The sequence below is a fragment of the Phenylobacterium haematophilum genome (assembly GCF_014196295.1).
GTDB lineage: Bacteria > Pseudomonadota > Alphaproteobacteria > Caulobacterales > Caulobacteraceae > Phenylobacterium > Phenylobacterium haematophilum.
Map to the genome: position 1 here is coordinate 712,174 of NZ_JACIDK010000002.1, position 17,862 is coordinate 730,035.

The window sequence follows — 17,862 nt, forward strand, 5'->3', positions numbered from 1 at the left end:
ATCCTGCGTCGCCTTTAGCATTCGCAAACGCGGCGTCGACTAAATCTGAGTTTCGCATCGTTTCGGGAACACGAATGTCCAAACGCGCCTATTTCGGCACCGACGGTATCCGCGGCCAGGCCAACAGCCATCCGATGACCGCCGAAGTGGCCCTGCGCGTCGGCTTGGCCGCCGCCAAGCTGTTCAAGTCCCAGGACGAGCGCCGCCACCTGGTGGTGATCGGCAAGGACACCCGGCTCTCCGGCTACATGGTCGAGCCGGCCCTGGTCGCCGGCTTCGCCAGCGTCGGCATGGACGTGCGCCTGCTCGGCCCGATGCCGACCCCGGGCGTGGCGATGATGACCCGCAGCCTGCGCGCCGATCTCGGGGTGATGATCTCGGCCTCGCACAACCCCTACACCGACAACGGCATTAAGCTGTTCGGCCCGGACGGCTACAAGCTCTCCGACGACCGCGAGCTCGAGATCGAGGCGCTGATGGGCGAGGATCTTCATGTCGGTCTCGCTCCGCCTACGGAGCTTGGCCGCGTCGCCCGCGTCGAGGACAGCCAGGCCCGTTACGTCGAGATCGCCAAGGCGACGTTCCCGCGCCGCCTGTCGCTGGCCGGCCTGCGGATCGTCATCGATTGCGCCAATGGCGCGGCCTACAAGGTCGCTCCGGTGGTGCTCTACGAACTGGGCGCCGAGGTCATCAAGATCGGGGTCAGTCCGGACGGCACCAACATCAATGAGGACTGCGGCTCGACCCACCCGGAAGCGGTGGCGCGTGCGGTCAAGGAATTCCGCGCCGACATCGGGGTGGCCCTCGACGGCGACGCCGATCGGCTGATCATCTGCGACGAGAAGGGCCACGTGGTCGACGGCGACCAGATCATGGCCCTGATCGCCGACTACTGGGCCAAACGCGATCGCCTCAATGGCGGCGGCGTGGTCGCCACGGTGATGTCGAACCTCGGCCTCGAACGCTTCCTGGCCGCTCGCAACCTCAAGCTCGAGCGCACCAAGGTTGGCGACCGCTATGTCATGGCCCGCATGCGCGAGGGCGGCTTCAACCTCGGCGGCGAGCAGTCCGGGCACATGATCATGTCCGACTTCTCGACCACGGGCGACGGCCTGCTGGCCGCGCTGCAGGTGCTGGCCGTGCTCAAGGACTCCGGCAAGCCGATGAGCGAACTGGCCCGCCAGTTCGAGCCGGTGCCGCAGATCCTCGAAAACGTCCGCTTCGCCGGCGGCAAGCCGCTGGAGACCGAGCACGTGAAGGGCGTCATCGCCGACGCCGAGCAGCGCCTCAACGGAACCGGCCGCATCGTGGTCCGCGCCTCTGGCACCGAACCGCTGATCCGCGTCATGGCCGAGGGCGACGACGAGAAGCTGGTCCATGCGGTCGTCAAGGACATCGTCGGGGCGGTGAAGAAGGCGGCGGCCTGATGGGCGATCTGGCCGCCTTCGTCCGCGGCCTGCCCAAGGCCGAACTGCACCTGCACATCGAGGGCAGTCTCGAGCCCGAGCAGATGTTCGAGCTCGCCCAGCGCAATGGCGTCAGCTTGCCCTTCGCCACTGTCGAGGAGGTGCGGGCCGCCTACGCCTTCTCCAACCTGCAGGACTTCCTGGACATCTACTACCAGGGCGCCCAGGTGCTGCTGACCAAGGCCGATTTCCACGACTTGGCGATGGCCTATTTCCGCCGGGTCGCCGCCGACGGCGGGCGCCACGCCGAGATCTTCTTCGATCCCCAGACCCACACCGACCGCGGGGTGCCGTTCGCCGTCGTGATCGAGGGCCTTCTGTCGGGCATGGACGAGGCCGAGCAGACGCTGGGCGTCACCTCCAAGCTGATCCTCTGCTTCCTGCGCCACCTGTCCGAAGAGGCGGCCTTCGAGACCCTGGAACGGGCGCAGCCCTGGCTCGACCGCATCGCCGGCGTTGGCCTGGATTCGTCCGAGGTCGGTCATCCGCCGGCCAAGTTCGCCCGGGTCTTCGCCGCCGCCCGCAAGCTCGGCCTCAAGGTCGTGGCCCACGCCGGCGAGGAAGGCCCGCCCGACTATGTCTACGAGGCGCTCGACCTGCTGGAGGTCGACCGCATCGACCACGGCAACCGCGCCCTGGAGGACGACGCCCTGACCGAGCGGTTGGCGCGCGAGGGCATGACCCTGACCGTGTGCCCGCTCTCCAACCTCAAGCTCTGCGTGGTCAACGACCTCGCCGCCCATCCGCTTAAGCGGATGCTGGACCTCGGCCTGCGCGCGACCATCAATTCCGACGATCCAGCCTATTTCGGCGGCTATCTCGGCCAGAACTGGATCGAAACCGCAGAGGCCCTGGACCTGTCTCGCGATGACCTGATCACGCTGGCGAAGAACAGCTTCACCGGCTCGTTCCTCGCCCCAGACGAAATCGCCCGACACCTCGCCGAGATCGACGCCTACGTGGCCAAGGCCTGATCATCGGTGTCATCCTGGTTTGCGAAGCAAGACCGGGCCCCATGATCACCTGATCGTCCAAGAAGCGGCTCAGGCTCGAAAATTTGCCGATGGCGCCACCCGGCGAAGGCATTCGGCTTCCACTAATGTCGGCGACAGGAAGGCGTCTCCGCTCGGCTCCCAAGCGTCGGCGCCGGCGTCGCCGAGGCGCCAGTCGCGGGCTGTGCAGCGCAGGTTGTGAACTCTAAACGCCGCCGTGCGTTGCGTAATGGCAGGAAGAGCCAAGGGCGGCCGAGTTATCCACCGTGAAGATCGGTGTGAGCTCCGTCTCTGTTCTTGCGCCTATTTGTCGCGTCCGGGCGCGGGTCTTTGCAGATCGGTTAATTCGTGTCAGCCTCTTCCCGTCCCCGCCGCTCGACCGGCGGGGAACAAAAGAAAAGTCTGGGAGCGAAACATGCCACGACCCGTCGCCTTTGGAGGCGCTTCGCGGGGTGCTGCTCGGGGTCTGACCTCGATCGCCTGCCTCGCCTTTGTCGGAATGCTCGCCATCGCCTTCTGGGCTGGCGCTCTTTGGATCGGCAACACCCTCATTCGCGTGCTGGCCGGCTGACGCGAAAAAGGCGGCGCCTGTGCGAGCGCCGCCTTCAGTACTCGGATTGTCGATCTTCTAGGCGCGGCCGATGGAGGCGTACTTGAAGCCGCGTCCGCGGACGTCGTCCGGCCGATAGATGTTGCGCAGGTCGATCAGCGCCGGAGTCCGCATGACCTCCTTCACGCGGTCGAGATCCAGCGCCCGGAACTGATCCCATTCGGTGATGATCACCAGCGCGTCGGCGCCGGCCGCCGCCTCATACGAATCGGACTTGAACTCGACGCCCGGCAGCATGTGCTGGGCCTCATGCGCGCCTTCCGGATCGTAGGCCTGGACCTTGGCGCCCAGCACCTGCAGGGCCGGGATGATGTCCAGGCTCGGCGCGTCGCGCATGTCGTCGGTGTTCGGCTTGAAGGTCAGGCCCAGCACCCCAACGGTCTTGCCGTTCAGGTCGCCTGCCATGGTGTCGGCGACCTTCGCCGCCATGGCCTTCTTGCGCGCGTCGTTCACCGCGACGGTGGTTTCGATCAGCCGGGTCGGCGCGCCAGCGTCGGCGGCGGTGCGGACCAGGGCGAGGGTGTCCTTCGGGAAGCAGGAGCCGCCGTAGCCGGGACCGGCGTGGAGGAACTTGCTGCCGATCCGCTTGTCGAGGCCGATGCCGCGGGCGACCTGCTGGACGTCGGCGCCCACCGCCTCGCAGAGGTCGGCCATCTCGTTGATGAAGGTGATCTTCATGGCGAGGAACGCGTTGGCCGCGTACTTGATCAACTCGCTCGTGCGCCGGCCGGTGAACAGGATCGGCGTCTCGTTGAGGAATAGCGGGCGGTAGAGCTCGGTCATCACCGGGCGGGCGCGTTCGTCCTCCATGCCGACCACCACGCGGTCCGGGCGCTTGAAGTCCTCGATCGCCGCGCCTTCGCGCAGGAATTCGGGATTCGAGACAACGGCGAACTGGGCGTCGGGCCGTTTGGCCTTCACGATGCGCTCGATCTCGTCGCCGGTGCCAACCGGCACGGTGGACTTGGTGACGATGACGGTGAAGCCGTCCAGCAGGCCGGCGATCTCCTCGGCGGCGGCGTGGACATAGGACATGTCGGCATGGCCGTCGCCGCGCCGCGAGGGCGTGCCCACGGCGATGAACACCGCGTCGGCCTTCTTCACCGCTTCGGCGGCGTCGGTGTCGAAGAACAGGCGGCCGGCCTGCACGTTCTTGGCCACCAGGACGTCGAGGCCCGGTTCGTAAATGGGGATGCCGCCGGCGCGCAGACGCTCGATCTTGCTGGCGTCCTTGTCGATGCAGGTCACGGTGTGACCGAAGTCGGCGAAACAGGCCCCGCTCACCAGGCCCACATAGCCGGTGCCGATCATAGTGACGTGCATGGGTTATCCTTGAGATCCGTTCCCGCCCCGTCCTTCACCACGCCGCGAGCATCCCCGCAATCGAACGCCGATCCAGAATAGGACATTGGTCTTTTGAGTAGGCAAGTTGCGCGCCAGGGGCGCTAGACTTCCTGATTATAGGCGCCGACCTGCGGACGTCTGGCCAGGCGCGGCTTTACTTCCTGGCGGAAGAGCGCGCGCATGTCGTCCTCCGACTGCGTGCTTTCCACCACGACGACGATTTCGGGCTTGTTGGACGAGGCCCGCACCAGCACCCATGAGCCGTCCTCCAGCGCCACGCGCACGCCGTTGACGGTGATCACCTCGACGATCTTGCGGCCGAGGATCGTGCCGCCGGCGGCGGCCAGCGCTTCGTATTCGGCGACCACGTCATCGACGACGCCGTACTTCTCTTCGTCGGCGCAATGCGGCGACATGGTCAGCGAGGTGAAGGCGACCGGCAAGGCGGCCTTCAGTTCCGAGAGCTTCTTGTCTGGGTTGCGGTCCAGCATCGACAGGATCGCGGCCGCTGCGGTCAGACCGCAGTCGTAGCCGTTGCCCAGCGGCGGATTGAAGAAGAAGTGGCCGCTCTTCTCGAACCCGGCGAGGGCGCCGATCTCGGCGGTCTTGCGCTTGATGTAGCTGTGGCCGGTCTTCCAGTAGACGGTCGTCGCGCCGTTGGCGGCCAACACCGGATCGGTCGCGAACAGTCCCGTAGACTTCACGTCGACTACGAACGTCGCGTCCTTGTGCAGGGCCGAGAGGTCGCGGGCCAGCATCAGGCCGATCTTGTCTGCGAAGATCTCCTCGCCGGTGTCGTCGACCACGCCGCAGCGGTCGCCGTCGCCGTCGAAGCCCAGCGCCAGATCCGCACCATGCTCTTTGACGGCCTTGGCCATCTCCTTGAGCATCTCGTGATCTTCGGGGTTGGGGTTGTAGCGCGGGAAGGTCCAGTCGAGGTCGCAATCCATCTCGACGACCTCGACGCCCATCTTGCGCAGGGCCTGCGGCGCGAAGGCGCCGGCCGTGCCGTTGCCGCAGGCGCAGACGACTTTGAGCGGTCGCTTGATCTGGGCGCGTTTGGAGACGTCGTCGATGAAGGTCTGGGCGAAGCCCTGGACATGGGTAAGCGATCCGCCCTCGCGAGCCTTGCCCTCGCCGCCGAGCACGATTTCCTTCAGGCGGCCCATCTCGACCGGGCCGAAGGTCAGCGGCCGCTGGGCGCCCATCTTCACGCCGGTCCAGCCGTTCTCGTTGTGGCTGGCGGTGACCATCGCCACGCATGGCGCATCGAGCGCGAACTGTGCGAAGTAGGCGGTCGGCGACAGCGCCAGGCCGATGTCGATGACTTCGCAGCCGGCGGCGACCAGCCCAACCGTCAGGGCCTGTTTGATCGACAGCGAATAGGACCGGTAGTCGTGGCCGACGACGATCTTCTTCTGACCGAGTTCGTGGATGTAGGTTCCCAGGCCAAGCCCCAGCGCCTCGATGCCCAGCAGGTTGATCTCCGGCCCGAACAGCCAGCGCGCGTCGTATTCGCGGAAGCCGGTCGCCTTCACCAGCGGGGTGATTTCGTATTCGAACGTATTGGGCGTGAGATCGGCGCGCGGGACGGGCAGCATCGTAACTCCGTTATCTCTGTCTCGAGGTTCTTAAAGGCCCGTAGACCTTAAGACCATGCGAACGCGAACCTTCGGCGCCCGTTTCGTGACGATCGGTCAGACCCCGGCGCGAACCAGGTCGTGAACCCGAAGAATGCCGACCGGCCGGCCGTTCTCGACGACGAACAACACCGTGACCATCGGCAGCGGGTCGCTCATCAGCGCGAGGGCTTCTGCCGCCAGCATCTGTGGAGGCGCGGTCTTTTTCGGCCCCGCCGTCATCACCTCGCCGGCGGTGTGGGTCAGCAGGCCGTCGAGGTGGCGGCGCAGGTCGCCGTCGGTGATCACGCCCTTCAACGCGCCGCTTGCATCGGTGACCCCGACGATGCCGAAGGCCTTCTCGGTCATCACCAGCAGCGCCTCGGACATCGGCGTCGCCTCGCCGACCAGCGGCAGTTCTTCCTTGCCGTGCATCAGGTCGCCGACCGTGCGCAGCATCGCACCCAGCTTGCCGCCGGGGTGGAAGATCTTGAAGTCCTTGGCGCTGAACCCCCGGCGCTCCAGCAGCGAGACGGCCAGGGCGTCGCCGATGGCGATCTGCAATGTGGTCGAGGTGGTCGGCGCCTTGACCTCGGAAGTGACTTCGGTGGCGTCGGCCAGCAGCAGCGCCACGTCGGCCGCCTGGCCGAGGGGGCTGTCGGCGAAGGCGGTGAGCGCGATCAGGGGAATGTGGAAGCGCCGCGAATAGGCGATGACGTCGGCCAGCTCCTGGTTCTGACCGGACTTCGACAGCGCCAGGATCACGTCCCCCTCGGCGATCATGCCCAGATCGCCATGGCTGGCCTCGTTGGCGTGAACGAAGAAGGCCGGCGCGCCGGTGGAGGCGAAGGTGGCGGCGATCTTCTTGGCCACGTGGCCCGACTTGCCGATGCCGGTGCAGATCACCCGCCCCTTGGCGGCGTACAGCAGATCGACGGCTTTCTCGAAGGCCTCGCCGAGGGTGTCGGCCTGCAGGCGCAGGGCGTCGGCCTCGGCGGTCAGGACCCGCCGCCCCACGGCGACGGCGTCGAATTGGGTCATCTGGGCGGCGTCCGTCATCTAGTGGGGCTGAGCTTTTGGGTCTGGATGTCCGCGACGGCCTCACGCGCGGCCTTTATCCGCTGTTCGGAGGCTTCGGTTTCGCGCTGCATCGCAGCCTTGGCCTGGGCGGTCTGCTGCACCGGCGTGTGGCCGAAGGGGCCGGGCGAGCGCGCGCCCAGGCCTTGCGGCCAGACGGCGCCCAGCGCCACCAGCGCGAGCGCCGCCAGCGCGGCGAAGGGGAAGAACAGGCGATTGGACATGGATGCTCATATAGACAGCGCCGCCCTCAGGGGCCAGCGGACCTTGACGCTGGGGGCGCCGGGCCTTAGCCCGCTGACGACCCACAGACGGAGCGCCGCGCCTTGCCCACCTTGATCCTTCTTCGCCACGGCCAGAGCCAATGGAACCTCGAAGACCGCTTCACCGGCTGGGTGGATGTCGACCTGACCGCCGAGGGCGAAGCCCAGGCGAAGAAGGGCGGCGAACTGATCAAGGCGGCCGGCCTGCAGATCGACCGCGCCTACACATCGGTCCTGACCCGCGCTATCCGCACCCTGTGGCTGGCCCTGACCGCCGCCGGCCAAGTGTTCGTGCCGGAAACTAAGGACTGGCGCCTGAACGAGCGCCACTACGGCGGGCTGACCGGCCTCAACAAGACCGAGACCGCCACCAAGCACGGCGAGGACCAGGTGAAGGTGTGGCGCCGCTCGTACGACGTGCCGCCGCCGCCGCTGGCGCCGGGCGGCGAGTTCGATTTCTCCAAGGACCGCCGCTACGCCGGCGCCGTGCTGCCTGACACCGAGAGCCTTAAAACCACGCTCGACCGGGTGCAGCCGTACTGGGACGCCGAGATCGCTCCGCACCTGAAGGCCGGGGAAACCCTGCTGGTTGCGGCGCACGGCAACTCTCTACGCGCGATTGTGAAGCTGCTGTTCGAACTGTCGGACGAAGGCATCATCGCTGTGGAAATCCCTACCGGAAATCCGCTGCTGATCGAACTTGACGCTAACCTTAAGCCGACCTCGGCACGCTACCTCGACGAGGCCCGCGCCACCGCCCTGCCGACGATCGGATGACCTCGGACGCCGACCTTGTGCACATGCGCCGCGCCATCGCCCTGGCGCGCACGCACGTCGGTCTGACCGGGGAGAATCCCAGCGTCGGCTGCGTGCTGGTCAAGGACGGCGTCATCGTTGGCGAAGGGGTGACCGCCGAAGGCGGGCGGCCCCATGCTGAAGAGCAGGCTATTGAAAAGGCTGGCGATCTGGCGCGCGGCGCCGTCGCCTACGTGACGCTCGAGCCGTGTGGCGCGCGCTCGTCGGGCGCGGCCTCATGCTCGCAGCGCCTGGTGAGCGCGGGCGTGGCGGAAGTCGTGATCGCGTGCGAAGACGCCTCGCCTTACGCCTCCGGGCAGGGCGCCGAGCGATTGGCGGGCGCGGGGGTTCTACTCCGCCTCGGGGTGCTCGCCGACGAGGCCGCGGGCCTATACGAAACCTACCAACCGCCGCGAAATTAACCACCGCAAGCTAACCCGCGGAAAGAGCGTGTTAATTACGCGGACCTAGGATCGGGCCCTGAAAGTCAGTGGGGTTTCCGATGTCCGCCCAGAGCGCTCCAGCCCAGGAGTTGCGCAGGCTCGATCAGCACGAGCTCGACGCCGTCTGCGCCAAGCACGACCGCCTTTGGACCTCGAAGCCGGGCGGCGCCCGCGCCGTGTTCGCCTGGAAAGATCTTTCGGGGCTCGACCTCCGCGGAAAAAATCTCTGCGACGCCGACCTGACCGGCGCGGTGCTCGCCGACTGCCAGATGCAGGGCATTCGCCTCGATCACGCCAACCTGTTCGGCGCTGACCTGCAGAACGCCAACCTGACCGACGCCTCGCTGCGCCGGGCCGACCTGCGCGGCGCCTGCCTGCGCGGCGCCAACCTGACCGGCGCCGACATGTTCGAGGCCGACCTGCGCGAAGGCTCGATCGCCGTCGGCGACCGCGACAAGGGTCTGCGCGTTCTCGAGCACATCAACCGGGTGGGCGAGGCTTCCGGAGCGATTCTGGCGGGCGCCAACCTCGAACGCTCCCGGCTCTCGGGGGTCATGGCGATCAAGGCCGACTTCAGCGACGCGATCCTCAAGGACGCCAAGCTGGTGCGGGCCAACCTCAAGCAGGCCAATATGTCCGGCGCCAATATGGCCGGCTGCGACCTGTCCGGCGCCGATCTCGCCGGCGCGGACATGCGCGACGTGATCCTGGTCGGCGCGAAGACCTTCGCCTGGAACGTGTCCCAGGCCGACATGCGCGGCGTGCTGACCGACGACCCGGTCGGCAAGTCGGTGCAGGACCTGCCCTACAAGACCATGATCCGCGACCACGCCAAATGGTGCGAGACCGGCGGCGCCGAGGGCACGCCGAGCGTGTTCGACAACGCCGACCTGCGGGCGCTGGAAACCATCCGCGGCTTCAACCTGACGGCCCTCTCGGCCAAGGGCGCGGTGTTCTACGGCCTCGACATGGAAGGCGTGCAGCTGCAGGGCGCCCAACTCGATGGCGCCGACCTCCGCAACTGCAACCTGCGCCGGGCCGACCTGCGCGGGGCGCGCCTGATCGGGGCCAAGCTGTCGGGCGCGGACCTTCGCGATGCGCAGATGGGGCCGCTGCTCCTGGGCGCGGACCGCACCCTGCCGAGCAACCTCACCGGCGCGACGTTGAAGAACGCCGACCTGGCGCGGGCCGACTGCCGCCACGCGATATTCGTCGACGCCGACCTTAGCCGCGCCAACTTCACCAGCGCCATGGTCCGCAACGCCAACCTGACCAACGCCCAGAAGTGGGGCGCGCGCGGGCTTGAAGACGTGATCTGAGCCCCTTGGGCTGACGCCCGGGCAAGGCGCTATCTTCGGCCTCCGCCAAGGAGGCTGCGCCTATGCAAACCGTCAGCGTCGAAGTCCGCGGCCGCACCGCGATCGTCACCATCGAGCGCCCCGAGCGCCGCAACGCCGTCGACGGGGCTACGGCGCAAGCTCTCTACAAAGCCTTCAAGAGCTTCGACGCCGACGAGGCGCTGGACGTCGCGGTGCTGCAGGGCCGCGGCGGCGCGTTCTGCGCCGGCGCCGACCTCAAAGGCGTCAGCGAGGGACGGGGCAATCCGGTCCATGTCGACGGCGACCTTGGGCCGATGGGCTGTACGCGGTTGGCCCTCTCCAAGCCGGTGATCGCGGCGATCGAAGGCCACGCGGTCGCCGGCGGGCTAGAGGTCGCGGCTTGGTGCGACCTGCGCGTCGCGGCCGAGGACGCGGTGTTCGGAGTGTTTTGCCGCCGCTTTGGCGTGCCGCTGATCGACCTGGGGACGGTGCGGCTGCCACGGCTGATCGGCCACTCGCGGGCCATGGACCTGATCCTGACCGGCCGCCCGGTCGGTGCGCGCGAAGCCTTCGAGATCGGGCTGGCCAATCGCTTGGCGTCGAGCGGCGGCGCGCTCGACGCAGCGCTGGAGTTGGCCGCCAGGATCGGCGGCTTTCCCCAGACCTGCCTGCGCAATGATCGCGCCTCGGCCATCGCCCAGTGGTCGATGGACTGGGAGGCGGCCGCCCGCTTCGAGGTGGAGTTGGGCCGCGCCACCCTGGCCAGCGGCGAGGCGCGCGACGGTGCAGCTCGCTTCACGTCCGGCCAAGGCCGGCACGGGACATTCTGAGGCGAAAAAGAAAGGACGGCGCCTTTCGGAGCCGCCCTGCGAAGTCTGGGAGGGGAGCGGGGCGGCGCAGGTCGCTGCGCCGCCCCGGAGGGCTGGAGGGCCGCCTCAGGGGGAGGTTAGGCGGCCTTCTCGCCTTCGATCAGGTTGGCTTCGGTCGCGGTCGAAATCGCGATCGTGCGGGGTTTCAGCGCTTCAGGGAGTTCGCGCTTCAGCGAGATGGAGAGCAGGCCGTCTGCGAGCTTTGCCTCGGTGACCACCACGTAGTCGGCGAGTTGGAAGCGGCGCTCGAAGTTGCGCTCGGCCAAGCCGCGATGGAGGAACCGGCGCTGGTCGTCGTTGGCGGCCTTGCGGCCCTGGACGGTCAGGAGGTTTTCCTTGACCTCGATGTTCAGTTCCTCGGGACGGAAGCCGGCGACCGCGATTTCGACGCGGTAGGCGTTCTCGTCAGTGCGCTCGATGTTGTAGGGCGGATAGCCGGCCGCGGCGTCAGCGCTGGCGGTTTCCAGCAGCGAAGCCAGGCGGTCGAAACCCACGACAGAGCGATAGAGGGGGGAGAAGTCGATCGTACGCATTTCCAGATACCTTCTTGTCTCAAGCAAGGTTGCGATGTCGGACGGAGCGCGAGCCGGGATCGGCCTCGGCGGTGTCCGGAAGGCCCGGGTGTCCAGCGCCTTCGGATGTCTAGGTGGGAGGCGATTTGCGCGGTTCAAGACCTGCGGGGCGCAACAATCTTGCATGGCCTGGCTGCCAAGCGCGCAAGCCGGGTTGCCAGCCGCGCCGACCCCTCTAGGCTGCGCCACGTCCAGGAAAACAACCAGAAGGCTCGATGCAGATGTCCCCCCGTATGTTCGCGCTCGCCACCGCCGCGGCGATCGCCGTCATCGCCCAGCCGGCGATCGCCTCGGCTGAAGACGCCGCCCTCAAGGCCGCCATCGCCGGTCCGCAGCGCGGCGCCGACCACGTCGCCCGCGATGCGGCGCGCCACCCCTACGAGAGCCTTGAGTTCTGGGGCGTGAAGCCCAAGGCGACGGTCATCGAGATCTCGCCCGGCTCAGGCTATTGGACCGAGATCCTCGCCCCCTACGCCAAAGCCACCGGCGGGACCTATGTCGCCGGCGTCGCCGACCTGGCGAACCCCAAGCTGTCGGACGGCGCCCGCAAGGGCCGCGCCGACTTCGAGGCCAAGTACGCCGACCAGGCCAAGTTCGGCCCCATCACCTATGTCGGCTTCGGGCCGGTGTCGGGGCCGCTCGGCGCGCCGGGCTCCGCCGACGTCGTCATCACCGCCCGCAACGTCCATAACTGGATGGGCCAGCCGGGCATGCTCGACAAGGTGTTCAAGGATTTCCACGACGTGCTGAAGCCCGGCGGCGTGCTGGCGGTCGAAGAGCATCGTTCCGACCCCACCCGCGCCCAGGTTCCGGGGGCGTCGGACGGCTATGTCGCGACCGACTTCGTGATCGCCACGGCCGAGAAGGCCGGCTTCAAGCTCGACGCCAAGTCAGAGATCAACGCCAACCCCAAGGACACCAAGGACCACCCGTTCGGGGTCTGGACGCTGCCGCCGGTCCGCCGTTCGCCCGCCGCCGACAAGCCCGATCCGAGCTTCGATCGCGCCAAGTACGACGCCATCGGCGAGAGCGACCGGATGACCCTGCGGTTCGTCAAACAGTAGGGCCACGCTTTGACCATCGTCCCGGGTCAGGTAAGCCGCTCGGGACGATGGCGGGTTTGGAATTACATGCGGCGTATTCTTGCAGGTTCGGCGGTTTCCTTCTCGCGGCGGGGCGCTCTGATCGGCGCCCTGGCGCTCGCCGCGTGCGGCAAGAAGGGGGAGGCTGAGCCCGCGCCGACCAAAGCCGCACGCAACATGACGCTGCAGGACGCGGTGGCCGGTGATTGGCGCTCGCCCGCCGACAAGGCGCGCGACGCCTGGCGCCATCCGATCGAGACCCTGGAGTTCTGGGGCCTGCAGCCGGGCCAGACGGTGGTCGAGTTCTGGCCCGGCGCCGGCTGGTACACCGACATCCTCGCGCCCTATCTGGCGGCCAATAAGGGCAAGCTGATCGCGGCCGATCTTGAACCGACCGATCCCGCCTCGACGGAGATCGTCGAGGCCTATCGCGCTCGCCTGAAGGCCAAGCCGAAGATCTACGGCGACGTCGAGATCACCGCCTTCGGGCCGACCAGCGGCCCGGTGGCGCCGGCCGGCAGCGCCGACCTGGTGCTGTTCCTGCGCAACCTGCACAACTGGATGGCCGCCGGCATCGCCGAAAAGGCATTCCGCGACGCCTTCGCCGCTCTGAAGCCCGGAGGCGTGCTGGGGGTCGAGGAGCACCGCGCCGCGCCTGGCGGCGTGCAGGACGTCCTGGCCGCCAACGGCTATGTCCAAGAGGCCTACGTCGTGCGTCTGGCCCAGGAAGCCGGCTTCGTGCTCGACAAGACCAGCGAGATCAACGCCAACCCGGCCGACGACCGCGACCACCCGTTCGGGGTCTGGACCCTGCCGCCGGTAAGGCTCACCGCGCCGCGCGGCGAGCCGGCCGATCCGAACTTCGATCGCACGTCCTACGACGCCGTCGGCGAGAGCGACCGTATGACCCTGCGGCTGGTGAAGCCCGCCGCCTAGAGCTGCTCGCGGTAGCTGGCGATGATCTGCTCGTCCGGGACGGGCACCTTGCCCATGTTCAGCTGGTCGAAGATCATTTCCGCGCCGGAGGGCAGGGCGGTCCGCTCGACCTGCGCCTGGGCCTCCCAAAGCCGGGCCCGCATGATCGCCTTGGGGCAGTGCAGAAAGGCCTCCTCGACGGCGACCATCAGCACCAGACGCGGCGTCTTGCCGAACTCGACGAACTTGGCGAGGAGGTCCGGATCGGCGGTGGCGCTCGCCCGGCCGTTGACCCGCAGCACGTCGTCGAAGCCGGGGATCATGAACATCAGGCCGATGCGGCCAGGGCCCGACAGCAGGTTGCGGATGGTGTCGAGCCGGTTGTTGCCCGGCCGGTCCGGCAGATAGAGCGTCCGCCCGTCTTCGCTGACGTGCACGAAGCCCGGTTCGCCGCCACGGGGCGAGACGTCGACGGCGCCGTCGGGCCCGGACGAGCTGACCACGCAGAACGGCGACAGGCCGATGAAGGCCCGTCCGTGCTTCTCGACATGGTCCAACACCTTGTCGAGAACCAGCTTGCCCGGCTGCTTGTAGAGCTCGTCGATGCCGGCGAGATCGAGGGTCTTCATATGCGTTCTCCCCGCTCTTGTTGAGATCTATTCGCAAGTATGAGCTTGAACCGGCGCGCTGTCATCCCAAGATGAACGAGCCTGCGCCCAGCTCTGTCAGCATGCAGTCACCTGCAAGCTGCTAGCTTGGCGCGAACTCGATGCGCTAAAGGCCAGATATGATCCGCAACGCCCTGCTCGCCCTGATCCCCGCCAGCCTTATGCTGGCTGCTCCCGCCGCCGCGCAGGAGCAGACCATCCTGCCTGGATACTGGGACGTGACGAACAAGGTCTCGGCGATCATCAGCCAGACCAAGACCGAGAAGCGCTGCATCACGCCGTCGGAGGTCTCGAAGTTCGTGATGGGGCCGTCCAATCGCCACTACAAGTGCGACTACCCGACCCGGGTGTTCAAGGACGGCAAGATCCGCCTGAAGGGAAACTGCGCCACCAAGAACGGCAGCCAGGCCGCGTTGGAGGCGACCGGAACCTACTCGCCGACCACCTTCACGATGAACGCCAAGATCAGCACCACCTATGCCGGGGTGCCGCTGAGCGCCAACGCCACGACCACCGCCAAGCGCATCAGCGAGACCTGTCCGGCGGCCGCGCCCGCCTCTTAACCAAGCCGGAGTCGAATTCGCCGCTCAAACCCTGGCTGAGCCGTTTACTTGGCTCGCGCTTGAGGCGAAGCTGACGCTCACGAGCATGTGAGACGGTGCGTATGACGACGACCCTGGAAGAACTGACCCAGCGCGTGGCCGCCGCCGTGGGCGAGGACGCCGGCCTTGGCAAGACGTTCAAGGTCGATCTGCGCGGCGAAGGCTTCATCCACATCGACGGCGCGAGCGTGACCAACGAGGACAAGCCGGCTGACCTGACGGTCTCGATCAGCCGCAAGGACCTCAAGGCGCTCGGGGCGGGCGAACTTAATCCGATGACCGCGGTCATCACCGGCCGCCTGAAGGTCTCGGACATGGGCCTGGCCATGTCGCTGCAGCCGCAGATGCAGGCGTTGTTCGCCAAACTGGGATGAGCATGTCGCCGGCGCCTTTGATCTCCATTCCAAGCGCGCCGGTTCCGGCCGGCGGCGAGGCGACCTGGTTCGAGGGCGCGGGCAAGGCCCGGCTCCGGGCGGCGCTGTTCCCTGCTCGCGGTCAGGTGCGCGGCTCCATCGTGCTCAGCGGCGGACGCACCGAGCCGATCGAGAAGTATTTCGAGGTCATCGAGGACCTCACCGGGCGCGGCTACGTCGTTCTGGCGCACGACTGGCGCGGCCAGGGTCTGTCCCATCGCGAACTGCAAGATCGTTTGGCCGGCCACGCGCGCGGCTATGACGCCTTCCTTGCCGACTATCGGGCTCTACTGTCCGCCTACGAGGCGCAGCTGCCCAAGCCATGGTTCGCCATCGGCCACTCAATGGGGGGCTGCCTGACTCTGCTGGCGCTGGCCAAGGGCGAGGCGGCCCGCTTCCAGGGCGCGATCCTCTGTGCCCCGATGCTGGGGCTGCAACTCGGCAAGACGCCGATGACGGCGGCGCGGTTGATGGCCGGCCTCAACGTTCTGCTCGGCCGCGGCGGCGCTTTCGCGCGGCCGGCCGGCCCGGCTGAAACCTTCGAGACCAACATCCTAACCCACGACCGGGCGCGCTACGAGCGGGCCAGGGCGCAGGTTCGCGCCGAGCCGGAGCTCGACCTCGGCGGGCCGACCTGGGGATGGATCGACTTCGCGCTCAAGGCCACGGCCTATCTGTCGCGACCCGAGAACTTGAAAAGCGTCACGATTCCCGTCGTCATCGTCTCTGCCGAACAGGACAGGCTCGTCGACAACGCCGCCCAGCGCGCGGCCGCGAGGAACCTGCCTGCTGGCGAGTTCGTCAGTGTCGCCGGCGCGTTCCACGAGATCCTGATGGAGACGGACACAATGCGGAATATCTTCCTGCGTGCGTTGGACGCCCTGCTGGGCCGTTCGGCTCCTGCGCCGGCGACGCCCAAGCCGGCTGAGCCGGCCCCTGCGGCCGCGCCGGCTCCCGCACCAGCGCTGACTGCTGACGCCGAGCCAGGGCCCGCTCCCAAGGCTGCCGAGCCCGCGCCGGTCGCGACGGCAGCCGCGGTGAAGCCGGCCGCCCCGAAGGCCGCGCCGAAGCCGAAGGCCGAAGCCAAGCCTGCCGCCACGAAGGCCGCGAAACCCAAAGCAGCGCCGGCCGCCAAGCCGGTGGCGAAGACAACGGCTAAGCCTGCTGCCGCGAAGGCGCCTGCTGCCTCGAAGGCGCCTGCGGCCGTTAAGGCGGCGGCCAAGTCCAAGCCTGCCCCGGCCAAGGCGGCCGCGTCCAAGCCGGCCGCGGCTCCGAAATCCGCAGCCAAACCCGCCGCCGCGAAGGCTGCCGCTCCCAAGGCTGCCGCTCCCAAGGCTGCGGCAACGAAGCCTGCAGCGAAGCCGAAGACGACTGCGAAGCCCGCGGCCGCCAAGAAGGCTCCGGCTAAGAACTAACTATTTGGCCGAGCGGCGAAGGGCGACCAAGGCCTCGTCGAGGCAGGCCCGGTCCCCGGCGATGGCGATCTGTCCACCGTTCGGCCCTACCGGCTGGCCGCGCCAGTTGGTGACAAGGCCGCCGGCCCCCTCGATCAGGGGAATGGCGGATTCGATGTCCCACGACTTCAGTCCCGCCTCGATCACCATGTCCATCTTGCCCATGGCGACCATGGCGTATGCGTAGGCGTCGCAGCCGAGCCGGGCCAGCCGCGCAGCCGCGCGCACCTGGGTCCAGGCGCCCAGTTCGGCGCCGTCGAAGCAGCCTTCGGGATCAGTCGTGGCGATGATCGCGTCAGTCAGCTTGGGACAGGCGCGGACCTTCAGGGGGGTGACTTGCCCCTTGGCGACCAATCGCGATCCGCCCGCGTGGCCGATGAAGACCTCGTCCAGATGGGGCTGGCCGATGGAGCCCAGGACCGGGCGGCCCTGGTGGCGCAGGCCGATCAGCGTGGTCCAAAGCGGCAGGCCGGCGATGAACGCGCGGGTGCCGTCGACGGGATCCAGCACCCAGACGAACTCGGCGGCGGGGCGATCCTCGCCGTATTCCTCCCCGATCACGCCATGATCGGGAAAGCGGGCCGAGATCAGCTTGCGTATCGCCGCCTCCGCGCCCTTGTCGGCGGCGGTGACGGGGTCGAAGCCGCGCACGCCGCCCTTGTCCTCCAGTCCGTGGTCGGACCGGAAATAGGGCAGGGTCACGCGCGCCGCGGCGGCGTTGAGTTCGAGAAGAAAGGCGTCGAGTTCGGCCAGACGGCCGGCGGCAAGGGTGGGCATGGCATCCGCTTTACCTCGCCGCCGGCCTCCGCGATATCCCCATGTCTGGGATCGCTTGGTCGGGCGCAAGCAGTCGGGCGTCAGGCCGCCTCGTGTTCGCCGTTCAGCGACTTGGCGAGGTCGAGCAGGCGGCGGCGCGGACGTTCGCCGAGCTGATAGTAGGCGCGGATCAAGTCCAGGGTTTCCTTGCTGGCCAGCATCTCGCCGCCGGCCTCGCCCGGGCCTTCGCCCAGCGCATGCTCGCGCTGCGCAGTGTCGGACAGGCCGTCGTAGAAGTATCCGACCGGCACTTCGAGCGCCTCGGACAGCTGCCACAGACGGGCCGCCGAGATGCGGTTGGCGCCGCACTCGTACTTCTGAATTTGCTGGAACCGCACGCCGCAGGCGCCAGCCAGTTGTTGTTGGGTGAGCCCCAGCAGGCGCCGCCGACGGCGCAGTCGCTTGCCGAGATGAACGTCGATATTGCTGCCCATGGACTCCATCGCCCCAATCCCTCTGCTTGCCGCCCGTCCCAAAGCGAGACGGCCTGCAGGGAAATTCGCAAGTCGCGCGCCAAGCGAGCGCTGTTCGCGTTGCGCGACA

Annotated in this window: 21 protein-coding genes; 12 read left to right on the forward strand and 9 right to left on the reverse strand. The window is 67.8% G+C overall.

Annotated features, from left to right (window positions below; all coding sequences use genetic code 11):
- Positions 1 to 74: 74 nt before the first annotated feature.
- Complete coding sequence (glmM, locus tag GGQ61_RS09440; protein ID WP_183771832.1) at positions 75 to 1,427, forward strand: phosphoglucosamine mutase; 1,353 nt, start codon at positions 75 to 77, stop codon at positions 1,425 to 1,427.
- Positions 1,427 to 2,440 carry an adenosine deaminase gene (locus GGQ61_RS09445; RefSeq protein ID WP_183771834.1) on the forward strand — a complete coding sequence of 338 codons (1,014 nt, stop codon included), beginning with the start codon at positions 1,427 to 1,429 and terminating at the stop codon, positions 2,438 to 2,440. Before glmM ends, GGQ61_RS09445 begins: the two co-directional genes overlap by 1 nt.
- Before the next feature lie 69 nt (positions 2,441 to 2,509).
- On the opposite strand, the gene GGQ61_RS09450 is transcribed toward GGQ61_RS09445, so the two are convergent.
- Positions 2,510 to 2,704, reverse strand: coding sequence for a DUF2891 family protein (locus GGQ61_RS09450; RefSeq protein ID WP_221220933.1), 195 nt, complete (start codon positions 2,702 to 2,704; stop codon positions 2,510 to 2,512).
- Positions 2,705 to 2,873: 169 nt separating this feature from the next.
- On the opposite strand from GGQ61_RS09450, the gene GGQ61_RS09455 reads away from it, so the two are divergent.
- On the forward strand, positions 2,874 to 3,029 hold the full coding sequence (locus GGQ61_RS09455) for a hypothetical protein (RefSeq protein WP_183771836.1): 156 nt from the start codon (positions 2,874 to 2,876) through the stop codon (positions 3,027 to 3,029).
- A 57-nt stretch (positions 3,030 to 3,086) separates the two neighbouring features.
- On the opposite strand, the gene GGQ61_RS09460 is transcribed toward GGQ61_RS09455, so the two are convergent.
- The 4 genes from GGQ61_RS09460 to GGQ61_RS09475 all read right to left on the reverse strand — a co-directional run bounded on the left by GGQ61_RS09460 (position 3,087) and on the right by GGQ61_RS09475 (position 7,332).
- On the reverse strand, positions 3,087 to 4,391 hold the full coding sequence (locus tag GGQ61_RS09460; RefSeq protein ID WP_183771838.1) for a UDP-glucose dehydrogenase family protein: 1,305 nt from the start codon (positions 4,389 to 4,391) through the stop codon (positions 3,087 to 3,089).
- Positions 4,392 to 4,513: 122 nt separating this feature from the next.
- Positions 4,514 to 6,013 carry a phosphomannomutase/phosphoglucomutase gene (locus GGQ61_RS09465; RefSeq protein WP_183771840.1) on the reverse strand — a complete coding sequence of 500 codons (1,500 nt, stop codon included), beginning with the start codon at positions 6,011 to 6,013 and terminating at the stop codon, positions 4,514 to 4,516.
- A gap of 96 nt (positions 6,014 to 6,109) precedes the next feature.
- Positions 6,110 to 7,072, reverse strand: a complete 963-nt coding sequence (locus GGQ61_RS09470; protein WP_183771842.1) for a KpsF/GutQ family sugar-phosphate isomerase — start codon at positions 7,070 to 7,072, stop codon at positions 6,110 to 6,112.
- Between the two features lie 14 nt (positions 7,073 to 7,086).
- Positions 7,087 to 7,332: a hypothetical protein gene (locus GGQ61_RS09475; RefSeq protein ID WP_183771844.1), complete on the reverse strand. Its 246-nt coding sequence runs from the start codon at positions 7,330 to 7,332 to the stop codon at positions 7,087 to 7,089.
- A gap of 102 nt (positions 7,333 to 7,434) precedes the next feature.
- Here GGQ61_RS09475 and gpmA point away from each other — a divergent pair, with 102 nt between their 5' ends.
- The 4 genes from gpmA (at position 7,435) to GGQ61_RS09495 (ending at position 10,758) form a co-directional block, all read left to right on the forward strand.
- Positions 7,435 to 8,148 carry a 2,3-diphosphoglycerate-dependent phosphoglycerate mutase gene (gene gpmA / locus GGQ61_RS09480; protein ID WP_183771846.1) on the forward strand — a complete coding sequence of 238 codons (714 nt, stop codon included), beginning with the start codon at positions 7,435 to 7,437 and terminating at the stop codon, positions 8,146 to 8,148.
- The gene (locus GGQ61_RS09485) at positions 8,145 to 8,588 is read left to right on the forward strand and encodes a bifunctional diaminohydroxyphosphoribosylaminopyrimidine deaminase/5-amino-6-(5-phosphoribosylamino)uracil reductase RibD (protein ID WP_246370597.1); all 444 of its coding nucleotides are present in this window, start codon (positions 8,145 to 8,147) and stop codon (positions 8,586 to 8,588) included. The genes gpmA and GGQ61_RS09485 overlap by 4 nt, the downstream gene beginning before the upstream one ends.
- A gap of 80 nt (positions 8,589 to 8,668) precedes the next feature.
- Positions 8,669 to 9,928, forward strand: a complete 1,260-nt coding sequence (locus GGQ61_RS09490) for a pentapeptide repeat-containing protein (protein ID WP_183771848.1) — start codon at positions 8,669 to 8,671, stop codon at positions 9,926 to 9,928.
- A gap of 62 nt (positions 9,929 to 9,990) precedes the next feature.
- The gene (locus GGQ61_RS09495) at positions 9,991 to 10,758 is read left to right on the forward strand and encodes a crotonase/enoyl-CoA hydratase family protein (RefSeq protein ID WP_183771850.1); all 768 of its coding nucleotides are present in this window, start codon (positions 9,991 to 9,993) and stop codon (positions 10,756 to 10,758) included.
- Between the two features lie 116 nt (positions 10,759 to 10,874).
- Here GGQ61_RS09495 and GGQ61_RS09500 read toward each other — a convergent pair whose 3' ends face one another.
- Positions 10,875 to 11,330: an Hsp20 family protein gene (locus GGQ61_RS09500; RefSeq protein WP_183771852.1), complete on the reverse strand. Its 456-nt coding sequence runs from the start codon at positions 11,328 to 11,330 to the stop codon at positions 10,875 to 10,877.
- Between the two features lie 260 nt (positions 11,331 to 11,590).
- On the opposite strand from GGQ61_RS09500, the gene GGQ61_RS09505 reads away from it, so the two are divergent.
- Positions 11,591 to 12,433 (forward strand): class I SAM-dependent methyltransferase, encoded by an 843-nt coding sequence (locus tag GGQ61_RS09505; protein ID WP_183772466.1) that lies wholly within the window; start codon positions 11,591 to 11,593, stop codon positions 12,431 to 12,433.
- 66 nt (positions 12,434 to 12,499) lie between these two features.
- Entirely contained in the window at positions 12,500 to 13,387 is an 888-nt protein-coding gene (locus GGQ61_RS09510; protein ID WP_183771854.1) for a class I SAM-dependent methyltransferase, read from the forward strand.
- Here the strand turns inward: GGQ61_RS09510 and GGQ61_RS09515 are convergent.
- Positions 13,384 to 13,995, reverse strand: coding sequence for an MSMEG_1061 family FMN-dependent PPOX-type flavoprotein (locus tag GGQ61_RS09515; protein WP_183771856.1), 612 nt, complete (start codon positions 13,993 to 13,995; stop codon positions 13,384 to 13,386). The two genes, GGQ61_RS09510 and GGQ61_RS09515, sit on opposite strands and share 4 nt — an antisense overlap.
- Positions 13,996 to 14,153: 158 nt before the next feature.
- On the opposite strand from GGQ61_RS09515, the gene GGQ61_RS09520 reads away from it, so the two are divergent.
- The 3 genes from GGQ61_RS09520 to GGQ61_RS09530 all read left to right on the forward strand — a co-directional run bounded on the left by GGQ61_RS09520 (position 14,154) and on the right by GGQ61_RS09530 (position 16,464).
- Complete coding sequence (locus GGQ61_RS09520; RefSeq protein WP_183771858.1) at positions 14,154 to 14,597, forward strand: DUF3617 domain-containing protein; 444 nt, start codon at positions 14,154 to 14,156, stop codon at positions 14,595 to 14,597.
- Positions 14,598 to 14,698: 101 nt separating this feature from the next.
- The gene (locus GGQ61_RS09525; protein ID WP_183771860.1) at positions 14,699 to 15,010 is read left to right on the forward strand and encodes an SCP2 sterol-binding domain-containing protein; all 312 of its coding nucleotides are present in this window, start codon (positions 14,699 to 14,701) and stop codon (positions 15,008 to 15,010) included.
- Between the two features lie 2 nt (positions 15,011 to 15,012).
- Positions 15,013 to 16,464: an alpha/beta fold hydrolase gene (locus tag GGQ61_RS09530; protein ID WP_183771862.1), complete on the forward strand. Its 1,452-nt coding sequence runs from the start codon at positions 15,013 to 15,015 to the stop codon at positions 16,462 to 16,464.
- Here the strand turns inward: GGQ61_RS09530 and hisN are convergent, their stop codons facing one another.
- Positions 16,465 to 17,280 (reverse strand): histidinol-phosphatase, encoded by an 816-nt coding sequence (gene hisN / locus GGQ61_RS09535; protein ID WP_183771863.1) that lies wholly within the window; start codon positions 17,278 to 17,280, stop codon positions 16,465 to 16,467.
- Between the two features lie 80 nt (positions 17,281 to 17,360).
- Positions 17,361 to 17,762, reverse strand: a complete 402-nt coding sequence (locus GGQ61_RS09540; RefSeq protein ID WP_183771864.1) for a helix-turn-helix domain-containing protein — start codon at positions 17,760 to 17,762, stop codon at positions 17,361 to 17,363.
- Positions 17,763 to 17,862: the final 100 nt, after the last annotated feature.